Source organism: Bartonella sp. MM73XJBT (genome assembly GCF_028618465.1).
Classification (GTDB): Bacteria; Pseudomonadota; Alphaproteobacteria; order Rhizobiales; family Rhizobiaceae; genus Bartonella.
Genome location: NZ_JAQISY010000003.1, coordinates 133,368 through 157,469, shown reverse-complemented (window position 1 = coordinate 157,469; position 24,102 = coordinate 133,368). Strand labels below are relative to the sequence as shown.

Annotated in this window: 24 protein-coding genes and 1 pseudogene; 7 read left to right on the top strand and 18 right to left on the bottom strand. The window is 41.1% G+C overall.

The window, feature by feature from the left end:
* From PVV69_RS10025 to rimM, 9 genes and pseudogenes are all read right to left on the bottom strand, one after another.
* On the bottom strand, nucleotides 1-230 hold a 230-nt coding region (locus tag PVV69_RS10025; RefSeq protein ID WP_404978363.1), incomplete at its 3' end, for a 4Fe-4S dicluster domain-containing protein.
* Nucleotides 214-503, bottom strand: a pseudogene (locus PVV69_RS02100) (4Fe-4S dicluster domain-containing protein); the annotation flags it as partial. The pseudogene PVV69_RS02100 and the gene PVV69_RS10025, both read right to left, overlap by 17 nt.
* Nucleotides 504-567: 64 nt before the next feature.
* Nucleotides 568-1,347 (bottom strand): succinate dehydrogenase iron-sulfur subunit, encoded by a 780-nt coding sequence (locus tag PVV69_RS02095; protein WP_273756270.1) that lies wholly within the window; start codon nucleotides 1,345-1,347, stop codon nucleotides 568-570.
* Between the two features lie 14 nt (nucleotides 1,348-1,361).
* Nucleotides 1,362-3,206 carry a succinate dehydrogenase flavoprotein subunit gene (gene sdhA / locus PVV69_RS02090; RefSeq protein WP_273719749.1) on the bottom strand — a complete coding sequence of 615 codons (1,845 nt, stop codon included), beginning with the start codon at nucleotides 3,204-3,206 and terminating at the stop codon, nucleotides 1,362-1,364.
* 5 nt (nucleotides 3,207-3,211) lie between these two features.
* Entirely contained in the window at nucleotides 3,212-3,598 is a 387-nt protein-coding gene (sdhD, locus tag PVV69_RS02085) for a succinate dehydrogenase, hydrophobic membrane anchor protein (protein WP_273719748.1), read from the bottom strand.
* Between the two features lie 18 nt (nucleotides 3,599-3,616).
* A complete protein-coding gene (gene sdhC, locus PVV69_RS02080) occupies nucleotides 3,617-4,018 on the bottom strand; it encodes a succinate dehydrogenase, cytochrome b556 subunit (RefSeq protein WP_273756273.1) in 402 nt (133 codons plus the stop codon).
* 505 nt (nucleotides 4,019-4,523) lie between these two features.
* Nucleotides 4,524-4,964 carry a 50S ribosomal protein L19 gene (gene rplS, locus PVV69_RS02075; RefSeq protein WP_273719746.1) on the bottom strand — a complete coding sequence of 147 codons (441 nt, stop codon included), beginning with the start codon at nucleotides 4,962-4,964 and terminating at the stop codon, nucleotides 4,524-4,526.
* 213 nt (nucleotides 4,965-5,177) lie between these two features.
* Nucleotides 5,178-5,876 carry a tRNA (guanosine(37)-N1)-methyltransferase TrmD gene (gene trmD, locus PVV69_RS02070; protein WP_273756269.1) on the bottom strand — a complete coding sequence of 233 codons (699 nt, stop codon included), beginning with the start codon at nucleotides 5,874-5,876 and terminating at the stop codon, nucleotides 5,178-5,180.
* A gap of 245 nt (nucleotides 5,877-6,121) precedes the next feature.
* Nucleotides 6,122-6,652, bottom strand: a complete 531-nt coding sequence (rimM, locus tag PVV69_RS02065) for a ribosome maturation factor RimM (RefSeq protein WP_273756268.1) — start codon at nucleotides 6,650-6,652, stop codon at nucleotides 6,122-6,124.
* Between the two features lie 131 nt (nucleotides 6,653-6,783).
* On the opposite strand from rimM, the gene PVV69_RS02060 reads away from it, so the two are divergent.
* On the top strand, nucleotides 6,784-7,593 hold the full coding sequence (locus tag PVV69_RS02060) for a SapC family protein (protein WP_273719743.1): 810 nt from the start codon (nucleotides 6,784-6,786) through the stop codon (nucleotides 7,591-7,593).
* 3 nt (nucleotides 7,594-7,596) lie between these two features.
* On the top strand, nucleotides 7,597-8,565 hold the full coding sequence (locus PVV69_RS02055; RefSeq protein WP_273756267.1) for a tyrosine recombinase XerC: 969 nt from the start codon (nucleotides 7,597-7,599) through the stop codon (nucleotides 8,563-8,565).
* A gap of 177 nt (nucleotides 8,566-8,742) precedes the next feature.
* Here PVV69_RS02055 and PVV69_RS02050 read toward each other — a convergent pair whose 3' ends face one another.
* Nucleotides 8,743-9,021 carry a BolA family transcriptional regulator gene (locus tag PVV69_RS02050; RefSeq protein ID WP_273756266.1) on the bottom strand — a complete coding sequence of 93 codons (279 nt, stop codon included), beginning with the start codon at nucleotides 9,019-9,021 and terminating at the stop codon, nucleotides 8,743-8,745.
* Between the two features lie 122 nt (nucleotides 9,022-9,143).
* Between PVV69_RS02050 and PVV69_RS02045 the strand changes: the two genes are divergently transcribed.
* From PVV69_RS02045 to PVV69_RS02030, 4 genes are all read left to right on the top strand, one after another.
* Nucleotides 9,144-9,764, top strand: coding sequence for a J domain-containing protein (locus PVV69_RS02045; protein WP_273756265.1), 621 nt, complete (start codon nucleotides 9,144-9,146; stop codon nucleotides 9,762-9,764).
* Nucleotides 9,765-10,113: 349 nt separating this feature from the next.
* Nucleotides 10,114-11,094 (top strand): cobaltochelatase subunit CobS, encoded by a 981-nt coding sequence (cobS, locus tag PVV69_RS02040; RefSeq protein WP_273756264.1) that lies wholly within the window; start codon nucleotides 10,114-10,116, stop codon nucleotides 11,092-11,094.
* Nucleotides 11,095-11,108: 14 nt separating this feature from the next.
* Nucleotides 11,109-13,007 carry a cobaltochelatase subunit CobT gene (gene cobT, locus PVV69_RS02035; protein WP_273756263.1) on the top strand — a complete coding sequence of 633 codons (1,899 nt, stop codon included), beginning with the start codon at nucleotides 11,109-11,111 and terminating at the stop codon, nucleotides 13,005-13,007.
* A 147-nt stretch (nucleotides 13,008-13,154) separates the two neighbouring features.
* Nucleotides 13,155-13,301, top strand: coding sequence for a hypothetical protein (locus tag PVV69_RS02030; RefSeq protein ID WP_273756262.1), 147 nt, complete (start codon nucleotides 13,155-13,157; stop codon nucleotides 13,299-13,301).
* Between the two features lie 1,258 nt (nucleotides 13,302-14,559).
* Here the strand turns inward: PVV69_RS02030 and PVV69_RS02025 are convergent.
* The 3 genes from PVV69_RS02025 to rpmB form a co-directional block, all read right to left on the bottom strand.
* Nucleotides 14,560-14,682, bottom strand: a complete 123-nt coding sequence (locus PVV69_RS02025) for a hypothetical protein (RefSeq protein WP_273756261.1) — start codon at nucleotides 14,680-14,682, stop codon at nucleotides 14,560-14,562.
* Nucleotides 14,683-15,137: 455 nt separating this feature from the next.
* A complete protein-coding gene (locus tag PVV69_RS02020) occupies nucleotides 15,138-15,803 on the bottom strand; it encodes a VUT family protein (RefSeq protein WP_273756260.1) in 666 nt (221 codons plus the stop codon).
* A gap of 115 nt (nucleotides 15,804-15,918) precedes the next feature.
* A complete protein-coding gene (gene rpmB / locus PVV69_RS02015; protein ID WP_273719736.1) occupies nucleotides 15,919-16,224 on the bottom strand; it encodes a 50S ribosomal protein L28 in 306 nt (101 codons plus the stop codon).
* A 279-nt stretch (nucleotides 16,225-16,503) separates the two neighbouring features.
* Between rpmB and PVV69_RS02010 the strand changes: the two genes are divergently transcribed.
* Nucleotides 16,504-17,289, top strand: coding sequence for an SURF1 family protein (locus tag PVV69_RS02010; protein ID WP_273756259.1), 786 nt, complete (start codon nucleotides 16,504-16,506; stop codon nucleotides 17,287-17,289).
* Between the two features lie 285 nt (nucleotides 17,290-17,574).
* Here the strand turns inward: PVV69_RS02010 and PVV69_RS02005 are convergent, their stop codons facing one another.
* From PVV69_RS02005 to htpX, 5 genes are all read right to left on the bottom strand, one after another.
* Nucleotides 17,575-17,727: a DUF1127 domain-containing protein gene (locus PVV69_RS02005; RefSeq protein WP_273719734.1), complete on the bottom strand. Its 153-nt coding sequence runs from the start codon at nucleotides 17,725-17,727 to the stop codon at nucleotides 17,575-17,577.
* 365 nt (nucleotides 17,728-18,092) lie between these two features.
* Entirely contained in the window at nucleotides 18,093-19,709 is a 1,617-nt protein-coding gene (gene purH, locus PVV69_RS02000; RefSeq protein ID WP_273756258.1) for a bifunctional phosphoribosylaminoimidazolecarboxamide formyltransferase/IMP cyclohydrolase, read from the bottom strand.
* Between the two features lie 157 nt (nucleotides 19,710-19,866).
* On the bottom strand, nucleotides 19,867-21,573 hold the full coding sequence (locus PVV69_RS01995) for a heparinase II/III family protein (protein ID WP_273756257.1): 1,707 nt from the start codon (nucleotides 21,571-21,573) through the stop codon (nucleotides 19,867-19,869).
* 64 nt (nucleotides 21,574-21,637) lie between these two features.
* Nucleotides 21,638-23,005, bottom strand: coding sequence for an RsmB/NOP family class I SAM-dependent RNA methyltransferase (locus tag PVV69_RS01990; protein WP_273756256.1), 1,368 nt, complete (start codon nucleotides 23,003-23,005; stop codon nucleotides 21,638-21,640).
* 33 nt (nucleotides 23,006-23,038) lie between these two features.
* Nucleotides 23,039-24,076, bottom strand: coding sequence for a zinc metalloprotease HtpX (htpX, locus tag PVV69_RS01985; protein ID WP_273756255.1), 1,038 nt, complete (start codon nucleotides 24,074-24,076; stop codon nucleotides 23,039-23,041).
* Nucleotides 24,077-24,102 lie beyond the last annotated feature (26 nt).

The window sequence follows — 24,102 nt, the reverse complement described above, 5'->3', positions numbered from 1 at the left end:
CTCACCACACATTTCATCACGAGAGTAAGCCAATCTAAGCGATAAGCTTGGAGCAAAATAGCTGGCTCCAAAGGGCGATCACCATTCCACCAATAACTGGGACATGAAGTCTGACAACAGACGCACAGAATACATTCATAAAGACTCTCTTTGGGACAAAAAATACAAAAATAGGGAGCCCCCCCTACTTTACCCTCATGAACAGATGAACTTTTAAAGACGGCGTTCAACCATGAGTTTTTTAATCTCAGCAATTGCCTTTGCAGGATTGAGCCCCTTTGGACAAGTTTGCGCACAATTCATAATCGTATGGCACCGATAAAGGCGGAAGGGATCCTCTAAATTATCGAGACGCTCACCACACATTTCATCACGAGAGTAAGCCAATCTAAGCGATAAGCTTGGAGCAAAATAGCTGGCTCCAAAGGGCGATCACCATTCCACCAATAACTGGGACATGAAGTCTGACAACAGACGCACAGAATACATTCATAAAGACTCTCTTTGGGACAAAAAATACAAAAATAGGGAGCCCCCCCTACTTTACCCTCATGAACAGATGAACTTTTAAAGACGGCGTTCAACCATGAGTTTTTTAATCTCAGCAATTGCCTTTGCAGGATTGAGCCCCTTTGGACAAGTTTGCGCACAATTCATAATCGTATGGCACCGATAAAGGCGGAAGGGATCCTCTAAATTATCGAGACGCTCACCACACATTTCATCACGAGAATCAGCAATCCAGCGATAAGCTTGGAGCAAAATAGCTGGCCCCAAATATCGATCGCCATTCCACCAATAACTGGGACATGAAGTCTGACAACAGGCGCACAAAATACATTCATAAAGACCATCAATTTTTTGCCGGTCAGAATGACTTTGTAACCATTCTTTAGCAGGTTCAGGTGAAACGGTTTGCAGCCAAGGTTCAATCACACGATGTTGTGCATAAAAGCGCTTTAAATCAGGAACCAAATCTTTAACTACCGGCATAGAAGGCAAAGGATAGACCTTAATGGGATGCTTTACATCATCCATACCTTTGGTACAAGCCAGCGTATTGGCTCCATCAATATTCATAGCACACGAACCACAAATACCTTCACGGCATGATCGACGAAGTGTTAAAGTTGGATCAATATGATTCTTAATAAACAAAAGCCCATCCAGAATCATAGGACCACAAGCGGAGCGATCTACATAATAGGTATCCAGATGCGGATTCTCCTCATCATCCGGTGACCAACGATAAACATGAAATTCTGTTAGTTGTGTAGCACCTTCAGGTTTAGGCCACACCTTTCCTGGTTTTACCTGAGAATTTTTGGGAAGCTTAATTTGTACCATAATCCATTCTCCCCTCAGTAAACACGTTTTTTAGGTGCAATGCGCTTTAAGTCGATACCACCATCTGCTTCAGATGTTAATGGATCAATATGGACAGGTCGATAGGATAAAGTCACCTTCCCATCTTTGGACAAATGAGAAAGCGTATGTTTACGCCAATTTTTATCGTCCCGCTCTGGATAATCTTCACGTGCATGAGCACCCCGACTTTCTAAACGCGCTTCTGCAGAATAAACAGTGGTAATTGCATTGGCCATCAGATTCTCAAGCTCTAATGTTTCGACCAAATCAGAATTCCATATCAATGAGCGATCCGTGACTTTAAGATCAGCTAATTCACCCCAAATTTGACTTATTCTTCGACATCCTTGTTGCAACGAATCTTCGGTACGGAAGACAGCAGCATCTTCTTGCATAGTGCGCTGCATTTTTTCACGCAATACAGCTGTTGGCATTGTTCCTCGAGCAAACCGCAATCGATCAAAACGCGCGATAATTTCGTCAACAGCAACCTCATTAAGAGGAGGAATTTCCGCATCTCGATCAATTACTTCACCAGCACGAATTGCAGCGGCACGACCAAACACGACCAAATCAATTAATGAATTTGATCCCAAACGATTAGCGCCGTGAACAGAGGCACATCCAGCCTCGCCCACCGCCATCAAACCTGGTTGAACACGATCAGGCGAATCAGCGGTTGGATTGAGAACTTCTCCGTAATAATTGGTAGGAATACCGCCCATATTATAATGCACTGTTGGAAGGATGGGGATCGGTTCTTTTGTCACATCAACTCCTGCGAAAATCCGTGCTGATTCAGAAATCCCTGGTAAACGTTCATGCAAGATAGCAGGATCAATATGACTGAGGACCAAATGGATATGGTCCTTTCTTGGACCAACGCCGCGCCCTTCACGAATTTCAAGGGTTATACAGCGTGAAACCAAATCCCGCGAAGCCAAATCTTTAAAGGAAGGTGCATAGCGTTCCATAAAGCGCTCACCTTCAGAATTGATCAAATAGCCTCCCTCACCACGCGCGCCTTCTGTAATTAAGCAACCCGAACCATAAATCCCTGTAGGATGAAATTGCACAAATTCCATATCTTGAAGTGGTAATCCAGCACGGGCGATCATTCCCCCACCATCACCCGTACAGGTATGAGCTGATGTTGCTGAAAAATAAGCACGTCCATAGCCACCGGTTGCCAGAACAACCATCTTGGCAGAAAAACGGTGTATTGTACCATCATCAAGGTTCCACGCTACAACCCCTGTACACACACCATCAGTCATAATGAGATCAAGCGCAAAATATTCAATAAAGAATTGTGCATTATGTTTTAAACTCTGTCCATAAAGGGTATGCAAAATGGCATGTCCCGTGCGATCAGCCGCCGCACAAGTCCTCTGCACAGGTGGACCTTCACCAAATTGTGTTGTATGCCCACCAAAGGGACGTTGATAAATTTTACCTTCTTGCGTCCGTGAAAAAGGCACCCCATAATGTTCTAATTCATAGACAGCAGCAGGGGCGTTCCGTACCAAATATTCCATTGCATCGGTATCGCCCAACCAATCAGATCCTTTCACGGTATCATATAAATGCCACTGCCAATTATCAGGCCCCATATTGGAAAGCGAGGCGGCAATACCACCTTGTGCAGCAACCGTATGCGACCGTGTAGGAAAAACTTTTGTGATACAGGCTGTTTTTAATCCCTGCTCTGCCATCCCAAGTGTTGCCCGCAAACCAGCACCACCTGCGCCAACAACAACGACATCGAATTTATGATCTACAGTGCAATAAGGGGCATTACCTGCTCTAGCACCAAGAGATGATCCTGTACTCGCCATACTGCTTAACCCCCTAACGCAATTTTCAAAAGAGCAAAAATGATAACTCCCCCCAAAACAAAACAAAACAAAATGTTTAATGCCAAAAAGAATATCCGGAAACCTTCACGTGGAATATAATCTTCAATAACCACCTGCATTCCAAGCTTCATATGATAAAGGACTGAAACAGCGAACAACCCCATTAAAATAGCCACGACAGGATGAGCAAGCCGTGCACGCACAGTGCTATAATCTGCTCCAACCAGTGAGAGAATAAGAACAATAAAAAAGACTAAAAGTGGTAGATTTATAAAACCTGTCAACCGCTGCAACCAAAAATGCTCTGTTCCCTCATGTGCACTTCCACGTCCACGTACTTTGGCAAGTTCCGTTCGAAAATCTTTTTTCATAGCCCTCTCCACCCCCAGCTAAACAATGTTATATCCAACAATCCAAATCGTAAGAGTAACAATAAGAGAAATAAACACTGTTGCCCAGGCAGTTACAGTTGCCTTTTTTTTATCTAAAAGGCAAGGTTTCAGATCCCAAACAATATGACGAAGTCCGCCCACCATGTGATGAACCCCAGCAAGGGTATAAAGAAACAAGATACAAAGCCCAGGCAAAGAACTATAAATCTCCTGAATTGTTTTAAATGCCTCAGCTCCACAAGCCACCGCCATTAACCAAAGAGCGAGAAAGACCATTCCAAAATAAAGAGCCATACCGGTGATACGATGTGCAATTGACATAGCCATCGTAATGGTCCAACGATAAATACTTATATGAGGAGAACGAGGGCGCTCTTTTATCCTAATTGTTTCTGCCATAAAATATCCTGACCTGGCTTTTACTACAACCTCATCATGACGATGCACCCCCATGATGAGCGATAAGGTTCGCACAAAATGACTGGATTCATGATCATTTCCATTTATTTGGCATTTCAAAATGCCAATATTACAGGTCGGTTGTCTCAAATAACGGATTAAAGGTCACGCATAAAAAAACCGATTGTTTTACCAACATGTATCCGTAAAACAGGCTTTAATCTAATACAATTTTACTCTCACGTCAAAGGTCTAACATCATTTCACAAAATAAAACATACATTTTTCCAAGCATATTGATGCCTATTTTTAAATACCAACAATATCGCCAAAAGAACTTGAGTTTCACACTATAATTTAAGAGAAACAAAATACAGAGACTTTGAGAGGCCTAACATTTTTAGGCATCCTCAAAGCCACTCCTTTAACTGGATATACGAATCATGCAGGATAAAAATATGTAATATAAAGTCACTCTTGCACAAATTTCAGCGACAAGCAGTCTTTATTCAGCGGCTTGCGTTGATGCCTCTTCACTGACAGCTGCGGCTTTTGCGATTTCAGCAACCTTTTCACTTTTTTTGCGGTAATCTCTCTTTTCAGCGATACGTGCAGCTTTACCTCTCAAACCACGAAGATAATAGAGCTTTGCACGGCGTACTTTACCGCGGCGCACCAGCTCAACCCCCTCAATAAGAGGAGAATAAACCGGAAAGACCCGTTCAACGCCTTCACCATAAGAAATCTTGCGCACAGTGAACGTTTCATTCAACCCACCACCTGAACGTGCAATACAAATTCCTTCATAAGCTTGAACACGGGTACGTGTTCCTTCGGTCACGCGCACCATAACACGAACGGTATCTCCTGGTTTAAAAGCAGGCAGTTGGCGTTTTGCTTCAATTTTTGCACATTGTTCAGCTTCGAGCTGTGCGATAATATTCATTTCCTTTATCCTTCATGTTCTTTATCGAACAGTCAGAGCGCTCAACTCTTGCCGAAAAAAGCTCTCTCATACAAAGAAAAGAAGTTCTTTAGGCTATGCATTACACAGGAGCGAATACACCATTCCTTGATTTTAATTTTGGAACTACAGAAAAACCTTATATAAAAATTCTCTAAAAAGAGAGCCATGCAATACACCACCTTACAATATGAATCAAGTTTTATGACGATTTTTCTCATAACGCACATAAAGATCAGGACGACGTTGAAGTGTTAACAATTCAGCTTGTTGTTGGCGCCAATCAGCAATAGCTTTGTGATGTCCTGATGTTAACACCGGTGGGATAGCGCGTCCTTCAAAAAGAGCAGGACGCGTATACTGAGGATGTTCCAGCAAACCATTCTCAAAACTTTCCCATTTTGCAGAAGCCTCATTACCCATCACACCAGGGAGAAGACGTATAATAGCATCCAAAAGAACCAATGCCGCCGTTTCACCCCCTGAAAGAATATAATCTCCAATGGATACCTCTTCCAATTTCCGCGCTTCTATGACCCGTTCATCGACACCTTCAAAACGTCCACAAACCAATGTCACACCCGTCTCACACGCGAGAGAACGTGCATAATTTTGATCAAAAGGTCGCCCACGAGGACTCATCAACAACCGTAGCGAATCATTTGGACAACTATCCAATGCAGCCGCTAACACATCCGCCCGCATCACCATACCAGCTCCCCCACCAGCTGGTGTATCATCAACACTATGGTGTTTATCCAAAGCAAAATCTCTAATCTGCACTGTCTCCAATGACCATATGCCTCGGGCTAAAGCTTGTCCAGCTAAAGAATAACCCAAAAAACCAGGAAACATTTCAGGATAAAGTGTTAAAATGCGCGCTTGAAACTTCATTTTTTCATTCTTTCATCTCTAGCTTGTAATCCTAAGCCGTACAAAACCAACACCAACCAGCTCATACTCAATGCCATGATATTTATTCAAAGCAAAAGCACCCATAGACTCTGCGTCCCAGCCCCACATCCCCTACTGTAAAATTTATCCTGCTTAAGAAAGACATCTTTACATGCCTTCATTTTTCCTTTTTATTTTGTACTTTCATTGTTATTTTTTGGAGTTCCAGGTGATTTATTCTTTTCTCATATATCACTTAAACCAGCTGCCACTGGATCAACAACCAAAAAGCCAGCAGCAAGGCAAATTTCTGGCACAGCTGCCTTACTAAAGGGAATAAGCACAGTTTTACCCGTATTCAACCGCATTTCAAGCAAATCACCAGCGCCAAAATTAAAAAAACCACTCACCTCGCCCAAGATTTGACCAACACCATCTTGAATACTAAGCCCTATTAAATCGGCTTGATAAAATTCATCCTCCGTTAAATCCTCTACCAATTGATCTCGACTAACATAGAGGCGAATCCCTTTTAAAGCCTCGGCAGCATTGCGATTTTCAATTCCTTTAAAATGCACAATCGCATTGTTTTTTTGCATGCGAAGCGTTACAATTTCATAACAGCGCCCCATATCATCATAAAGAGTACCGTAAGTTTTTAAATACTGCGGTTTATCACTTAAGATCTTAACCAAAACATCGCCTTTTATGCCATGGGCATGACCAATAATGGCAAGATAGACTTTATTTTTAAGCTTTTTTTGATTATACTTCATGCAAAAACATTATCTCTCACAAACGAATCCTTATAATCTAATAATTTTCTTTCAATCTTGTTGCCATATGAGACATATCTTTCTCAAAGTTTTTCTTGGTAACAAAGCAAATTAATACAAGGAGAAGTCTTATGGCAAATGTTATGCTATTTTACAAAGATATCACCCCAATCAACAAAGTTTCTCATAAAAACCTTAAATTTGCCCCTCCAAGTGATATGTCTTTCGCCAAAGACACCCACTGGGTTCCTTTAGCAAGTAGTGAATATTTTCAAGCAGCACTAGATTATCCCATTTTATTTATGTCCGCAGAAGACGAACAAAAGAAACGACATTATACATCTGCTGCTCTTGTTGGTCTTTCTAACGATGAAAATGATTATATAGACTCTGATAAGAGTTGGAAAACAAATACTTATGTTCCAGCTTTTGTCCGCCGCTATCCTTTTGTTCTTGCTCAACTGAGCAATGAAAAAGAGCTTTCTGTTTGCTTTGATCAAAAATCAGGCATGTTTAATGAAGTAACCGGCACAGAACTTTTTAATTCCGATGGTTCTATTTCTCCCTTTATGGAAGAGCGCATTCGTTTTCTTGAAAGCTTCAAAATCGCTATGGAAAAAACAGCTGAGTTTATTGACGCCCTTGTAGAGATGGATCTTCTCAGTCAAAAATCCATCAATGTGAAGAACGACAAAGGTCTTTCAGCGCAATTAGAGCACTTTTGGATTGTTGATGAAGAAAAACTGAATAAACTCTCCGCAAGTCAACTTGCAAAGCTCCATAAAAATGGCTTTTTAGGATTGATCTTTGCGCATCTTATGTCAACAAATAATCTTTTAAAGATACTCTCTCTCAAAGGTGAAAAACAGCTTGCCAATAGCGAAGTGCAATCACAAAATGAGAAAAGTGAAGAACCGACTAAGAAAGAGACCCTCAATTAAAAAATGTCCCTAAAAGATGATACGAGAAAAGATGAAAATATTCCTCTTATTCCAGCAGATCATGCTGTTTTGAGCGCAAGAAAAAATTGGCTGGATTGTCTGCTCGAAACACGTCGCATGGCTGTAAAAACAGTAGAAGCCTATGAACGTGATACGCGACAATTTTTGTCTTTTCTCTGTCAACATTTAGGACATAAACCAACCTTCAATGATCTTGCCAATTTGCGTGTTGTTGATTTGCGATCTTATTTGGCTTATCGGCGTGCGAGCAAGATAAGTACGCGTTCCTTGAGCCGAGGAATGGCGGGGTTGCGTTCTTTTTTCAGCTACTTATCTCGTGAAAGAATTGTCAACATTCCTGCTGCGAAGCTTGTTCGCACCCCAAAACACCCCAAATCCCTACCAAAACCTTTAGCGATAAAATCAGCACTGCATTTAGTAAAACAAGAAAATCAACAAGAAAATGAACCATGGATTATCGCTCGTAATACTGCTGTTTTCGTCCTCCTCTATGGCTGTGGAATACGGATATCTGAAGCTTTAAGCCTCACCCCCGAACAATTTTCTGACCCCCAGAAAAGAAGCTTATTCGTAACAGGCAAAGGAGGAAAAACGCGCCTTGTTCCTCTCATCAACGTTGTTCACGAAGCCGTACAAAATTATCTTAAATGCTGCCCATACCCTTTAGGAGACAACCAACCAATGTTCCGAGGTGCAAGGGGTGGCCCCCTACAAGCAGCCATCATTCAACGTGCTATGCGAAACTTACGAGCACAGCTTGGTTTACCAGAAACAGCAACGCCCCATACATTGCGCCATTCCTTTGCCACACATCTTTTATCAAGGGGAGGAGATTTACGCACGATTCAAGAACTTCTCGGCCATGCGAGTCTTTCCACCACCCAAGCCTATACCCACGTTGATACGGACCACTTATTGGAAATTTATCAAAAGGCGCACCCACGTTCTTGAAATATTTATCCAAAAAGAGAAAATAAAACCGATGTAATCTTAAGCGCCAAAGCACGAATACAGATTTACGAATCCATTCTATAAAACTGAGATACAATCACCCGATAGATTTCTGCGCTTTTTATATCTGAAAAAACTCTATTTCGCTCTTAAAAATTTTTGAACAAAAGTAAAATATTAAATCGATTCAACCTCAAGCGCTAAAGCATGCACACAGGTTGCAAGCTCTTTTTGTAAAACGTGATAAATCGCTCGATGGATTTCTACACGTGTCTTGCCTGCAAAAGCAGAAGAGAAAATTTTCACCCGAAAATGCGTTTCTCCTTTACCATCAAAAGCATGTTCATCATGTGGATGTCCCTCATGCAGATGGCTCTCATTAATCACCTCAAGTTTTTGTGGATGAAAAGCATCCTGAAGCTTCCTGTTAATTGTTGTTTGAACTGTTGTAGACATTTTTTATTCCTTCCTAAAATGCATGGTACAAAAGCATTTTTTTCACTAGCAAACGAATGTGAAAATAATTTTTTCAAAAGTCAATTCTTGTAAAATCAATCGATTTTGCATAAATCAAAGATATGACAATAACATCTAAATTATTCGACTCAATTCGAATCAGCTCCAATAAAAAACAAAAAGCTGAATCAGAAACACAACAGTGCCAATGGGAAGGGTGTGAAAAATCGGCATCCCATAAAGCACCAGCGGGCCGAAATCACGAAGGACAGTATCTCCATTTTTGCATTGAGCATGTGCGTGCCTATAACAAAAATTTTAATTATTTCTCTGGTCTTAGTGATAAAGATATTGCCAAGTTCCAAAAAGATGCTCTCACAGGGCATCGCCCAACGTGGCCGACGGATTTGAGCAATGGAACATCAAAAAAAACAGCTGCCAATTACGCACAAATTCGCTCTGGTACAGCTGCCTATCAAAATCGTATGCGTGATCCCTTCGCACTATTTACTGGGCGTCATGCAAGCAATAATGCATCGCGAAGGCTAAAACCTTTAGAAGCCAAAGCTTTTGATACCTTAGGGTTACCAGCAAACGCGACATCTGAAGATATTAAAGCAAAATATAAAGAGCTGGTAAAAAAGCATCATCCAGATTCCAATGGCGGTAACCGTTCTTCAGAGGAGCGCTTTCGCGATGTTTTACATGCCTATAATTTACTCAAAAAATCTGGTTTGTGCTAAAAAGCGTACATTCAAAGAGCTCTATTCTGTTCGAATTATAAAAAATGTAAAAGAGCAAGTCAGAAAACACCATCCTGTCTCTAATAGTGACAATCATTCTTTAAGAAGAGCGCTTTCGTGATGTTTTACACACCTATCATTTGCCCCTAAATTTGCTTTATGCTAAGGAAAATCGCACCTAACAACTTCACTCTTCATTCGAATGATCTCTGCTTTCGCAAAATATTATAAAACACGAAGAGTTTCTTTCACATTTAAGACTTTTACCATAGGGCATTGCATAAGTGCTTTAAGTCCTGTATCATTTTTTAACAACCGAAAATAGCGTTCTCTCCCTTCCAGAAAAACAATGACAAAGCTTACAGTTGAAAATGTGCCCGATACCATACTCTGCGCTCGTGATCTGTTTCACATTGATACGGATATGAAAGTTCCAGCCTTTAGTACGAAAAGCTCCCATGTTCCCGATGTAGATCCCGATTATCTTTTTGATCAGCAAACGACTTTAGCGATTTTAGCAGGTTTTGCATTTAACCGCCGTGTCATGGTTTCCGGCTATCACGGTACAGGTAAATCAACACATATTGAACAAGTTGCGGCACGTCTTAATTGGCCTTGTATCCGCATTAATCTCGACAGTCATGTAAGCCGTATTGATTTGGTAGGAAAAGATGCCATTGTTTTAAAAGATGGCTTACAAATCACTGAATTTAAAGAAGGTATTTTGCCATGGGCTTATCAAAACAATATTGCCCTCGTTTTCGATGAATATGATGCAGGACGTCCTGATGTTATGTTTGTCATCCAGCGCGTCCTTGAAGCATCTGGACGCCTAAGCCTACTTGATCAAAGCCGTGTCATCACGCCTCATCCAGCCTTTCGTCTTTTTGCTACTGCAAATACCGTTGGTCTTGGTGATACAACAGGGCTCTATCATGGTACACAACAAATCAATCAAGCACAAATGGATCGTTGGTCCATTGTAACGATCCTCAATTATTTACCCCATGATAAAGAAGTTGACATTGTTTGTTCCAAGGTCAAATCTTTTCAAACAACAGAGGGCAAAAAGACGATTTCACAAATGGTTCATGTTGCGGATATGGTACGTCAATCTTTTATCAATGGAGATCTTTCCACAGTCATGAGCCCGCGCACTGTCATTACGTGGGCAGAAAATACGACAATTTTTCAAAATACTGGTTTTGCCTTTCGGCTTACTTTTCTCAATAAATGTGATGAACTTGAACGTGCTATGGTCGCAGAATTTTATCAACGTGCCTTTGGAGAAGAGCTTCTCGAATCTCTCATTCACGGTGTTTCGCCTTAAGGAATATATCGATCATGGCTACCAATACTGGTGACCAAAAAAACCTAACAAATGACTCCTCCCACAGCGGCCTTGATGCTGAAGCTTTTAAAAAAGCGCTTTCCACTTGTATCCGTGCCATTGCTGGTACGCCCAACCTTGAAGTTTCCTTTAGCCATAACCGACCATCTTTAAGTGAAAAACACGCCTGTTTACCGGAACTCCCACAACAGGCAACAGATAAAGATATAACAATCCGCCGCGGATTAGGTGATTCCATGGCGCTACGCACAGCATGGCATGACACGCACATTCACCAACAATTTTCCCCACGAGAATCGGCAGCACGTGCTATCTTTGATGCTCTTGAGCAAACACGTGTTGAAGCAATCGGCACTTTAAGTATGGAAGGCATTGCACAAAATCTTGATGGCATGCTTGCTGATAAATATCAAAGAGCTCATTATCAAAAAATTACTAGCCAAAGTGAAGCCCCCATTCAAGAAGCAATTGCGCTTTTATTGCGCGAAAAAATAACAAAACGCCCTCCCCCTGAAGAAGCAGGATCCGTATTAGAGTTATGGCGTCAAGAAATTGAGCAAAAGGCTGCTAAACAACTCAATGAACTGACCCATCATATTCACGATCAACATGCATTTGCGCAGATTGTTCGCCAAATGCTTGTTGCATTAAAAATGGCGGCGCAATTTGAAGAAACATCGAGCAACATAAACAATCAAAAATCAACAAACGCGTGTGAACCGCCAAACAAAACAGACAACGAAAGCAAAAAACCAAAACACACTAAGAACGAAGAACAAGCCGCCACTGAACAAGAAAGTGACGTGCAAGACAAAGGAAAAACCAAAGCAACAAAGTCAAATGACAATCATAAAGATGCAAAAGAGCAAGAAAGAGGTTCTAGGCAAAAAGAATCGAATCACTCCAAACGTCTTTTTACTGTTTCAGAGCAAATAGAAAGACTTGCTGACTATAAAGTTTTCACCCGTCAGTTTGATGAAGTTTTGGAGGCGACGGATTTTTGTTCTGAAAGCGAATTGGATCACTTGCGTCGTTATCTTGATAGACAAATCAATCATCTGCAAAATATTGTTGGGCGCTTAGCAAATCGTCTACAACGCCGCCTTATGGCACAACAAAATCGCAATTGGACCTTTGACCTTGAAGAAGGATATCTCGATACCGCACGGCTTTCACGCCTGATCATTGATCCCATGCAACCCCTTTCTTTCAAAATGGAAAGCAATACCCAATTTCGCGATACCGTTGTTTCACTCCTCATTGACAATTCAGGCTCCATGCGAGGACGCCCCATTACAGTTGCAGCAAGTTGTGCGGATATTTTGGCACAAACTCTTGAACGTTGCGGTGTAAAAGTTGAAATTTTAGGCTTTACCACCAAAACTTGGAAAGGAGGACAATCGCGCGAACAGTGGCTTAGCCAAAACAAACCCAATCATCCTGGTCGCCTTAATGATTTATGCCACATAATCTATAAAAATGCTGATACCCCATGGCGTCGTGCACGACGCAATTTAGGTCTCATGATGCAGGAGGGATTATTGAAAGAAAATATCGACGGTGAAGCATTGATTTGGGCCCATCAACGCCTTTTAGCGCGACGTGAACAACGTCGCATTCTCATGGTCATTTCCGATGGAGCCCCTGTTGATGATTCAACACTATCGGTTAATTCCAGTAATTATTTAGAAAAACATTTACGCGCGGTGATTCAAGAAATCCAAACACACTCTCCTATAGAACTCATTGCCATTGGCATTGGTCACGATGTCACGCGCTATTACCGGCATGCTGTAACAATTATGAATGCCGAAGAACTCGCCAACGCTATAACAAAGCAATTAGAAGCCCTCTTTAGCAATAAAAACCCTCATTCTCTTAAGAAGCATTAAAAAACTTTGTGCTTTTTATTTTGCTCTCCCTCTTTCAAGAACGCGTTTACCAAAAAATGAAAATATGCGCTAAATAGCCCTGTTTCCTTTTTTCCATACCACTGCGATAAAAAAAAGAGAGGGCAGCTATGTGATATATGCGCTCATATGATGCGAAAAATAAGCAACAATGAACTTTATGGCTACTGCTCTGCAACACCCCATTACCGTAAACATGAAACACCAAATGCTGATAGGAAACAGACACCAAACAATAAACAGCAGCACCCCAATCATCCAGTGAAACTATGGTAAAATACGATATTTATTATCAAAGAAGCAGCATAAAGATGCCGTGTTTGGTGGTTGAATACGTCAAACAACACGTTCAGAATGGGTGAATAACTGCTCTTTCAGAGCAGCAAAAAGAATTCTTCAAGCGATCAAAACAATGAAGCGTAAAGAAAATGCAGATAAGACCACATCATCGCAGCCACGATCCATAAAAATGAAATTCGTTCACATTTAAGTACCCTCGTAGTACCTCCAACGCAGGATAAGGAGCTCTCGCCAAAGAATTTATTGTTAACCAAACCAAGATGACAAATGACCAAAAAAGCTATGCTGAAACCACACAAAACCTTGGGCTTAAAAGGAGAATAGAGAATGCTGCAATGAGCTCTAAAACCATAAAATTAAAGCAATTAAAACCAGAAGAATTTCTTAAAAAATTGGTTTATTGATCCCCTCTCCACACCTCAAATGAGGAAGATTCCTACTCGTGCCAGACTGTAAACAATCCAGCTACTCTCAATGGATTTCACCTGTTGACCATTCGTAGGTTTACTTGGCTCTACGAGCAAATCCTATCCTGAATATGCATACAACACCTTCTAAAAACATTGAACGTATAAAATCTTATATGCTTATATCATTGTACCTCAAACAACGGTGTTTTACAGCATAATGCGATAAGCCATACCTTTAAGCAGACAAACCATTGCACACGATCAAAATCACAATACTATGCCTCTCTCCATAAAGCTTGTCTTCTTATAAGGGTAAAACCAATATCACTATTTTTTCTTTTTCAGCTTTCAATACACAAAGACTCTTGCATTTAAGAATATTCAGAAGAGATATCTTTCCCCTTTATAAAATGGATCTACACGTTAATCCTATTGATGGCATACAAAAGAGTGATTTTTATTGATTGACCATGAAAAAATTTCAAATAAAAAAATCTTATGATATTGAGATTCTTAAAACAATAAATTATTATAATTCAATATATTGTCTTTTACTTGATCATTGGTCATAAATAAAAATGATCATCTTTTCTTCTTCAATTTCAGAATACGGCTTTTTCTTAGAAAGTTGTAAACTATCTTTCATTGGACAATAGTCATTTGTGAAGCATTCCTTATAATTTCCATCCTCTCATGGAGATTCCGCATTGCCTCATGCTGTTATTTCTCTGGTTCTTTAATAGAATCGCATTCCTCATGCACAACAGGATGCTAAAACATGCTATTATATTGCCAATCACACAGGCTTTTTGAAGAAAGATCTCTCAAAGAGCTCTCAGTCCCATTTCACGAGTACCACCCATAAAAATTATAGCAGTAAAACCATTATGCACCACCATTTTTACACTGATGAAACAGCAAACGAGCATCATCATATTATTTGCCATCTCCAAATATGGTGAGAGTTCTTGCATTTGAGAGTTTTCAAAAGAAATATATTACCTCCTTTTTGCAGTATTTTCACCCACGCTCCACCCTGCTCTTGACGCGCAAGGGAGCAATTTTAATGGCTTCAATATAAGAGGCTTTGAGATGAGAAAAACTGATTGTATTCGGATTAACAATACAAGTTGAATACATTTATTTATTGTTTAAAATCAATGTATTATCAAAAAAGAAATCACATTTAAGAAAATTAAATTGTCCAGGATGCATAGAGCTCTGAATCTTGAGAAGCCTCCTGCTTTTTAAAACCAAAACAACCTTTTGAGGTCATATCGAAACATGTCTATATTGAAAATGATTCTACAATGCTACTCTTAAGAAAACAAAGAGCGCTGTTTTCTAACTTTCAAAACAATCAGAGAACAAAGACTATTATTTGCTTTCAACAACAGATAAATCATCTCTTGATATGACTACTATGATAAAGAGGCATTTTCATAGCGCTAAGGATTGTTCTATAAGGGATTAACATAAATAAACTCATAATAATTTTAATAGAAAAATCGCCAATAGCAAGCGAAAACCAAACAGGAATCCCAACTCCTCCCCAAAGAGTGCTCTCTATAATTGAACTATCGGCATAATCTGTCATCTGATCGATAAAAGCAAAAGAGCTAGAAAAAGCAAGAGCAAAAAACACAACTGTATCCAAAGCCGACCCCACCAATGCTGCTGCCAAAGGAGCCTTCCACCATACTTTACGACGCAAAGGAGTAAAAACAGCAATATCAAGAAGTTGCCCGAATAAAAATGCTAAACTCGAGGCAATTGCAAGCCGTGGAGTCGCCAAAATCCAAGAAACAAAAACACCAGCAAAAAAACCAGCATAAACCACACGACGCGCAGCAGCTGGACCATAAAAACGATTGGTCAAATCATTAATCAAAAAAGCAAAGGGATAGGTAAAAGCGCCATAGGTCAGCAGTTCATTTAAACCAAACCAATAAACAGGATACTGCACCAAAATATTAGAGGCAGTCACAGCAAGACACATGGCAAGAATCGAACAAGCAATATACCTGCTCTCTTGCCGTGCCAATAAAAGATCGCGTGCTGAAAACATTTTTTTAACCTGGGATATGGAACCAATGAAATACAACGATCAAAAACTATAAAATGGAAAAAACAATACCTCTATAAAACAAAAAAAGACCAAACAGTGTCATAAACAAAGCTCATTACGCCGCCTGTTCAGCCTTTTGTTCAGCTTTTTTCTTAATGATCTGACGCTTTAATAAACGCGCCCGTTGTGACAACTCTTTATCATCAGCTTTAAGCAAAAAACCATCCAAGCCACCGCGATGCTCCACAGAACGCAAAGCACTTGCCGAAACACGCAAACGGTAATTTTGCTGTAACACTTCCGAAATCAATGTCACATTGCAAAGATTTGGTAAAAAACGACGACGGGTTTTATTGTTCGCGTGGCTAACATTATTGCCATAAAGAACTGCTTTTCCTGTCAATTCGCAAGCACGAGACATAAACTTCACCTTTAAACTCTGAAAAACTCTTAAAATCCCAATACCCATACAACAGAATGGACGCAAAGAGCGCACAACACCCCCTTAAACGGAATTATTGAGAAGGTGTGCTTTTAATAGGGTGTCGATACCAAAAGGTCAAGTCTTTTGTAAAGTCTTTTGCGTTCCTTATCATCTCATTCTGCTCTCTTTGCCTATAAAAGATACAGAAAATATTTTTTTTTAACATGGAGCATGCTAAAAGAACAGTTACCATCTCCTCTAAAGGGAAGCATTATCATGAACAAAACAGCCTCCTCCATGACAAAGCCTCAACAAAAACCTATCCGTTTCTCTTCACTTTTGCTAGGCATATTATGTATGTGTTTTTTTCTTCTCTTTAGTGCATTAGGTGTATGGCAAATACAACGATTAAACTGGAAAACAAATCTTATCATGAGTGCCAATCAACGTGTTCATTTGCCTCCCATAAAAGCCCCGCCTCAAAATCAATGGGTCAAGACTACTTTTGAGAAAGACGAATATCGCCCTGTCATTATCACAGGAAAATTTTTGACAAATAAAAATATTCTGGTTATTGCTGTTGCTCAAAATACCACGGGCTATTGGGTTTTGACCCCTTTACAAGCAGCTGATAATAGCGTGACCTTTGTCAATCGTGGTTTTATTCCTATGGATGCACTCCATGACTTCCAAAATTCAGAACCATCACAAACAAATGCCGCACCTCATCAGGATTCTCTCTCAGAGAAAAAACAAACCACAATTGTAGGTTTATTGCGCATGAGTGAAAAAAATGGTTTTTTCCCACGCAAAAATAATCCGGACAAGAATTTATGGTACACGCGTGAACTTCCTGCTATGGCAGAGAAACTTGGTTTGTCCACTGTTGCACCTTATTTCATTGATGCTGGAAAAAAAACAGCCAGGCAAGGAGCTCTCCCCGTTGCTGGTCTCACGGTTGTGCAATTTCGAAACAATCACCTTGCATACGCTATTACATGGTTTATCTTAGCTGCTGGTGTTCTAGGTGGCTCTCTTTTTCTGCTACGGCAAAAAGACTAAAAAATACACTACAAAATACGCACACCACAAAACAGTGCTGTTAATGCTCAACAACCTTGCTATAAAGAAGCACCGATTCCACAACAGAGCATACCCTCTCTCTGTTATGTTGAGAATTTTAATAAGAGTTACTTTTCGGAACAGCACGAAGAAAATAACTATGGCGAACACATAAATGCTTCTCTCATCCATTCTCTCTTGGTAACATCAGAAAGAGAGGAAAACATCGCATAACCGCTTTCCTCATAACTAAAGACTTTACTCAAATTCTATTATAAACAAATTTTAGAGAGATTTATAAGAATGGCGCCGCGCAACTGAATCAATATCACCACGACAAATGCCAAGATCATTAAGCTCGTGTGTTGAAAGATGACTTAACGCATTCACTGTCCGCCGATAACGGCGCCAATTACTATAAGAACGCAAAATATTCATGTCCTTTACTCCAACCTAACGTTACCCTCTTTAGGGCATAAATATAAAGCAAATGACAAAAAAGAGTCGTGTTATAACTTCATAACAGATATGCATCTAAAACATGCTAAGATTATCTAAAACGTCTCTTGTTTAAAAAAAGCAGTCATCAAAACCATTAATGATACAAATGCCGTACACCTGTAAAAACCATCGCTAAATCATGCGCATCAGAAGCCACAATCACTTCTTCATCACGCATGGAGCGACCTGGTTGAATAACTTGCTGTAACCCCTGCGTTAGCAGCTGCTAACAACCAAATACACCGACACAACAAGCTCTTTGCAACACTGGTCTTATTCGAAAGAAATAATTACCAAAACTCTTAATGGCGGAAATGCCGTACACCCGTAAAAACCATCGCTAAATCATGCGCATCAGCAGCGGCAATCACTTCTTCATCACGCATGGAGCCACCTGGTTGAATAACTGCTGTAACCCCTGCGCTAGCAGCTGCCAATAAACCATCTGCAAAAGGAAAAAAGGCATCTGATGCAACCACGGCCCCTTTGGCAAGAGATTGTGTTAAGCCTGCGATCGTTGCACTTTCTTCCGCTTTACGCGCAGCAATTCTTGCCGAATCAATACGACTCATTTGACCCGCGCCAATCCCAACTGTTGCAGTATTTTTTGCATAAACAATAGCATTTGATTTGACGTGTTTAGCGACCCGAAAAGCAAATTGAAGATCACGCATTTCATCTCGACTTGGTGCACGTTTTGTCACCACTTGCAATTTAAGATCATCCACCACCACATTATCACGTGACTGCACTAAAATTCCACCCGCAAGCGTTTTAGCAATAAGCCCTCCACAACGTGGATCAGGAACACCACCTGTTATCAACAAACGAAGATTTTTCTTGCTTGCAATAATTTCACGCGCTGCCATTGTTGCATCAGGAGCAATAATCACTTCCGTAAAAACTTTGATAATCTCTTCTGCACATCCTTCATCGAGAGTTTGGTTTAACGCCACAATTCCACCAAATGCCGAAACATTATCACACCTCAAAGCTTTCAAATAAGCCTCTTTCAAACTCTGCCCTTCAGCAACACCACAAGGGTTGGCATGTTTAATAAGCGCAACAGCAGCAGTCTTTTGGGGATCAAATTCTGCCACAAGTTCAAATGCTGCATCTGTATCATTCATATTGTTATAAGAGAGTGCTTTGCCTTGCAAAAGTTTGGCGGTTGCAACACCAAAACGTTTATCACCATTGCGGTAAAATGCTGCCTGTTGATGCGGATTTTCCCCATAACGCATAACCGTTTCAAGATATCCAGAAAAACTCTGCCAAGATGGTGTTTCAATTTTTAAATCCTTTGCAAACCACGCTGCTACGGCTGCATCATAAGCAGCCGTGTGCGCATAAGCACGCATCGCTAGCTGCTGTCGCAGAGCTAAACTTAAACACCCATTATGCTTTTTCAATTCAGCAAGGACTACATCATAATCACGCACCGCTGTGATAACAGCCGTATAAGCATGATTTTTTGCTGCAGCACGGATCATTGCTGGTCCACCAATATCAATATTTTCAAGAATGGTTTGTCTATCAGCACCTGATTGAACAGTCTCTTCAAAAGGATAAAGATTCACCACCAAAAGATCAATTCCATGAATGCCATGCTGCTCCATAGCACTTTTATGACTAGGATCATCTCTGACTCCTAAGAGAGCACCATGAATCAAAGGATGAAGTGTTTTGACGCGCCCATCCATGATTTCTGGAAATCCTGTGACCTCAGCAACGTCTTTAACCGGTAAACCAGCAGCCATTAAGGCTTTGGCTGTTCCTCCTGTTGAAATCAATTCAACACCATAAGCGTGAAGCGCTTGTGCAAAGGCAACTACGCCGGTTTTATCAGACACAGAAAGCAGAACACGACGTACCTGATGAAGATCAGATATGGGAAAATTTTTTGGAACAACACCCATAACAGGAATCCTAAAAATGAAATAGTTAAAATTCAAGCAAAATAAGCTTATACTTTAATAGCACAGGCCTTTATTAAAATACACCAAAAGGATAGAATCTCTCTATTTTAACACAGAAAGAATAACGCTCCATTTTATCCGTAATTATAAAAAGGTATCATTGTTCTGATGAACAGCGAAGAAAACGCCATCGAACTTTTTCTTGAACTGCGGGGCGAAAATACAAAACAATCTGTTGTGTCCGTTGCGGACCTGTTACTTCAGCAAAATCAATTGAATCTTCAAGGCAAATATCTACATCAGGCGATATAAAATACCATTCTTGCCCACCCTCCAAGGCTAAACGCACACGCTTACCATCATAGTTGACTTCCACTTTTGGGTGAAGATGAAACCGAACAGCAACATTGTTTTGTTCACTTTGAACTTTCTTATCTTTCTTTGCAAGGTTCTCATTTGGTGTAAAAAAGCGATCAAAACCTTCGATCATATCGCCATTTGTCGCTAAAATCAGACCACGCTCATGAACAAGATGAAAAGGTCGCACATAACCATCATGGCTAGCAACAAAACCAGTCTTTTCGGAATCCTCTATACGGCGCACTTTCACATCCGTTGGTCCCTCAAGCAAAAATGAAGCTCCCGTTCTTTTTTTATGAAAAACACCCACGCAACAATCATTAACTGTTGCTGTTGAGTGTGCAGCGGTAACACGGCCTAAATGTCGATATTCTTCACGCCCATAAGGATTAACGCCAGTATTAATAATAAAGCGGCTTCCCTGTGAAGACATTTCAAAAGACAAACACCCCGAACCAGCGTGCTGAGCAGCAGAACGAGGTGGAAACTTTCCTGTATCAGCAAGCACTGTCGTTTGATTGGCTTGTAAACGCTGAAATCCTGAATAGCGCGCATAACTAAAAGGATGCCCTGCTGTCTCATCCAGTTCTAAAAGTGCTGATAATCGTTGCGATACCAGAGGGCCCACCCCATTAAAATGCGCCAATGTTTGATCTTCATGGATAAAAAACCGCAAAGCCGGCAACATACGCTCAACAGAATCAATCAAAATACGTGGTGCGGTTTCATTACTATGCATAAAAAGCTGACGTAACGACAATAAATCTGATAACAAATGAAGCAAAATGACAGGGCTACGCGAAATATGTCCACCATCAATCAAAATTTGGCATGAAAGCTCCTCAATAAGGAAGGTTTGCGCCTTTTTTTTCATGGCCGCAGAAACTGGTAAAGCCAGAGAAGCAAATGTCAAAGCAACTGCGGCTTGTAAACGTTTATCATTTTTTTCCATACTGGAAATGATGACGCGCAAATAGCGAAATTGGAAACCAAGAGTACGCAAAAACCGCTTTTCAAACCGCTCACTTGCCCCTTGTAAGAGCATTTTCGCGTGACAAATCCACGAAATTAAACGCCGTGCCACAACCGGTGCACTCCAAGCAAGCCCCTTTACTTTTTTACTCCACTGATCGAGCCAATCTTCTAAAAGTGCGCGCGCATGTGCTGCTGCCAAATCGCTCCCAGCTGCTGCCATATGTCGCAACCAATGAAAATCATGAAGAGCCTCCTCCCATTCTGGTGTCGGGGGAACTAACGAAAAAGGAGAAACCGCACCAGAATGAACCACATGACCCGCAAAAGCAAAACGACCATGGTAAAATTCGTGTGCCATCACCGGATCAGCTAAATGCAAATCAATGGGATAGGCTAAAATTTGATGAGGACGAAATCCCGAAAAGCGCCAACGAAATAGTGGTCCAACCCATAAACGCCGTATAAACTGGTGTGCTTCATAGACAAAGTCCGACGCCTTTACCTGAGGACCTTTTAACGCAATTGCCACAATCTCATCTCCATTTGCACTGAATCGCGTACAATTTCAGCCATTTTAGTAAATGAAGCGTTAATTAAGCCACTTTTCGTAAGCGTGCGGCAAAAAAACCATCCATTCCTAAAAAGATGTTGTGATCAGACCCAAAGTTTTTATGACAAAAATCTGCCGGTGTTGTCCGCAAAATGCCCTTACACGAGAGCAAATGCGCCATAACACCCATTTCCTCTGCAAGGATAGGCTCTAAAACAACGTCACTACGTGTCGATACAATTTTTTCGATGAGATCCTCACCTTCTTGTTTTGCCAAAGAACAATTGGAGAAAACAACGCACCCTCCCTTTTTTATCAAAGCAATTGCTGCGACAAGCAAATCATATTGGAGCTCTGTCAATTTGGCGACATCGCCCATTGATTTTGTCCATAAAATATCCGGATGACGACGTATTGTTCCCGTAGAAGAACAAGGCGCATCAAGAAGCACAGCATCAAAAAGCTGTTCGGAGTGAAAATCTCTCACATCCCCCTGCCAAGTAGAAACGGAAAAATGAAGGCGCTCCATATTTTCCTTTAAACGCTTTATCCGATTAGCAGAAAGTTCAATAGCTGTCACATCGGCGCCTTGCAAAACCAATTGTGCTGTTTTTCCCCCAGGACTTGCACAAAGATCAGCAACTTTCTTTCCCTGAATATTGCCAAGCAAGCAAGCAGGCAACGCCGCAGCAAAATCCTGGACCCACCAAGCCCCTTCCCTGTAACCTGCTAAATCAACAACAGAACCATCCAAACTGCTCAACCGAACAGAACCATTAGGCAAAACAACACCCCCAAGCCTCTTAGCCCATCCCTCACTATCAGACTTCACTGTCAAATCGAGAGGAGGCGGAGTACTTTGAATTGCCAAAATCTTTTCAGCTTTTTCTTTTCCATAAGTCGAGACTAAAAGCTGGGAAAACCATGCTGGACTCCCCTCAATACGAGGAGGTTGTTGGCGTAAAAATACCGCATCACGTGCAACATTGCGTAAAAGAGCATTGACCATCCCTGAAAACCGCCGCATACGAGGATCAAGTTTAGCCACACGCACCGCTAAATCAATAACAGCATGATCGGGAATATCAAGATAGAGAATTTGTGCCACACTGATATGCAAAAGATGCTGCAGTGCAAGTGCTTGTGAGGGCAAAGGACGTGCTAAAAAGCGCGATAAAGCAGCCACAATCTGCCCGCGATGACGCAACGCTGCTGCCAAAATAGCGCGGCACAATGAACGATCTCGCTGTGAAAGTCCTAAATATTGTGGATGTCCATGTTCATTATCTATCAAACCCGAAAGAGAGGTCTTTTTATCAAGCACCGCGCCTAAAAGACGAACACACACCCGCCGGACAGCTAGTCCTGGAACATTTTTTTCGGACACACACCCCGCATTTTCGTGCTTCAAAACAACACCTTTATTCCTTCAAGAGCTCTATGATCAAGACTTTTTTGAATCTTCATAATGAAGCCAAGAAGGGCGTTTTATAATACGCCGAAAATTTCTCTTTTCCTGATTACTAAAGTTATTGGTCCGTGTATCAGAATCAAAATCTTGAAAGCCTCTCCCTTCTGCATGCCAATCACCTTCTTCATGCCATCGCATATCTTGTACTTTTTCTCCCTTCATCTCTTCTGCCTGCCGATAAAGAGCAGCAATACGATTTTCTGTGGCTGGATGAGTAGAAAAAAGGCTATCAGCCCCTTTCCCCCTCAAAGGGTTGATAATAAACATATGTGCTGTTGCTGGATTATGTTCTGCTTCTTCATTGTACACTGTCTGCCCACCGCCTGCAATTTTACGCAATGCCGAAGCCAACCATAAAGGATTACCACATATTTCAGCTCCTCGCCTATCAGCAGCATATTCACGCGTGCGACTAATAGCCATTTGCACCAGCATTGCAGCAAAAGGTGCCACAAACATAGCAATAAGCCCCCCGATTGCCCCAGCACCATGAGAACCCTCCGAAGAATTACGCTGTCCCCCCATAAAAAAAGCGAAATTCCCAAGCATTGAAATTGCTCCCGCAATTGTTGCCGTCAAGGTCATCGTTAAGGTATCACGATGTTGAATATGTGCAAGCTCATGAGCCATCACACCGGCAATCTCTTCTGCACTCAACGTGTTTAACAATCCAGTACTTGCTGCGACAGCCGCATTTTGAGGATTACGTCCCGTAGCAAAAGCATTTGGCTGCGCATTATCAATAATATAAACTTTTGGTTGAGGAAGAGAAGCACGCCTAGCTAAATCGCTTACAATCTTATAATAAACGGGAGACGAATGCTGATCAACTTCACGCGCCCCATACATGCGTAAAACGATTTTATCCGAATTCCAATAAGAAAAAAAGTTTAAGCCACTTGCTATCAAAAGTGCAATGATCATGCCACTGCCCCCTCCAACAAGATAACCAACTCCCATAAAAAGAGCGGTCATAAAAGCCAAAAGCATTGCTGTACGCATTATATTCATGACTCAAAAAACTCCATGATAAAATA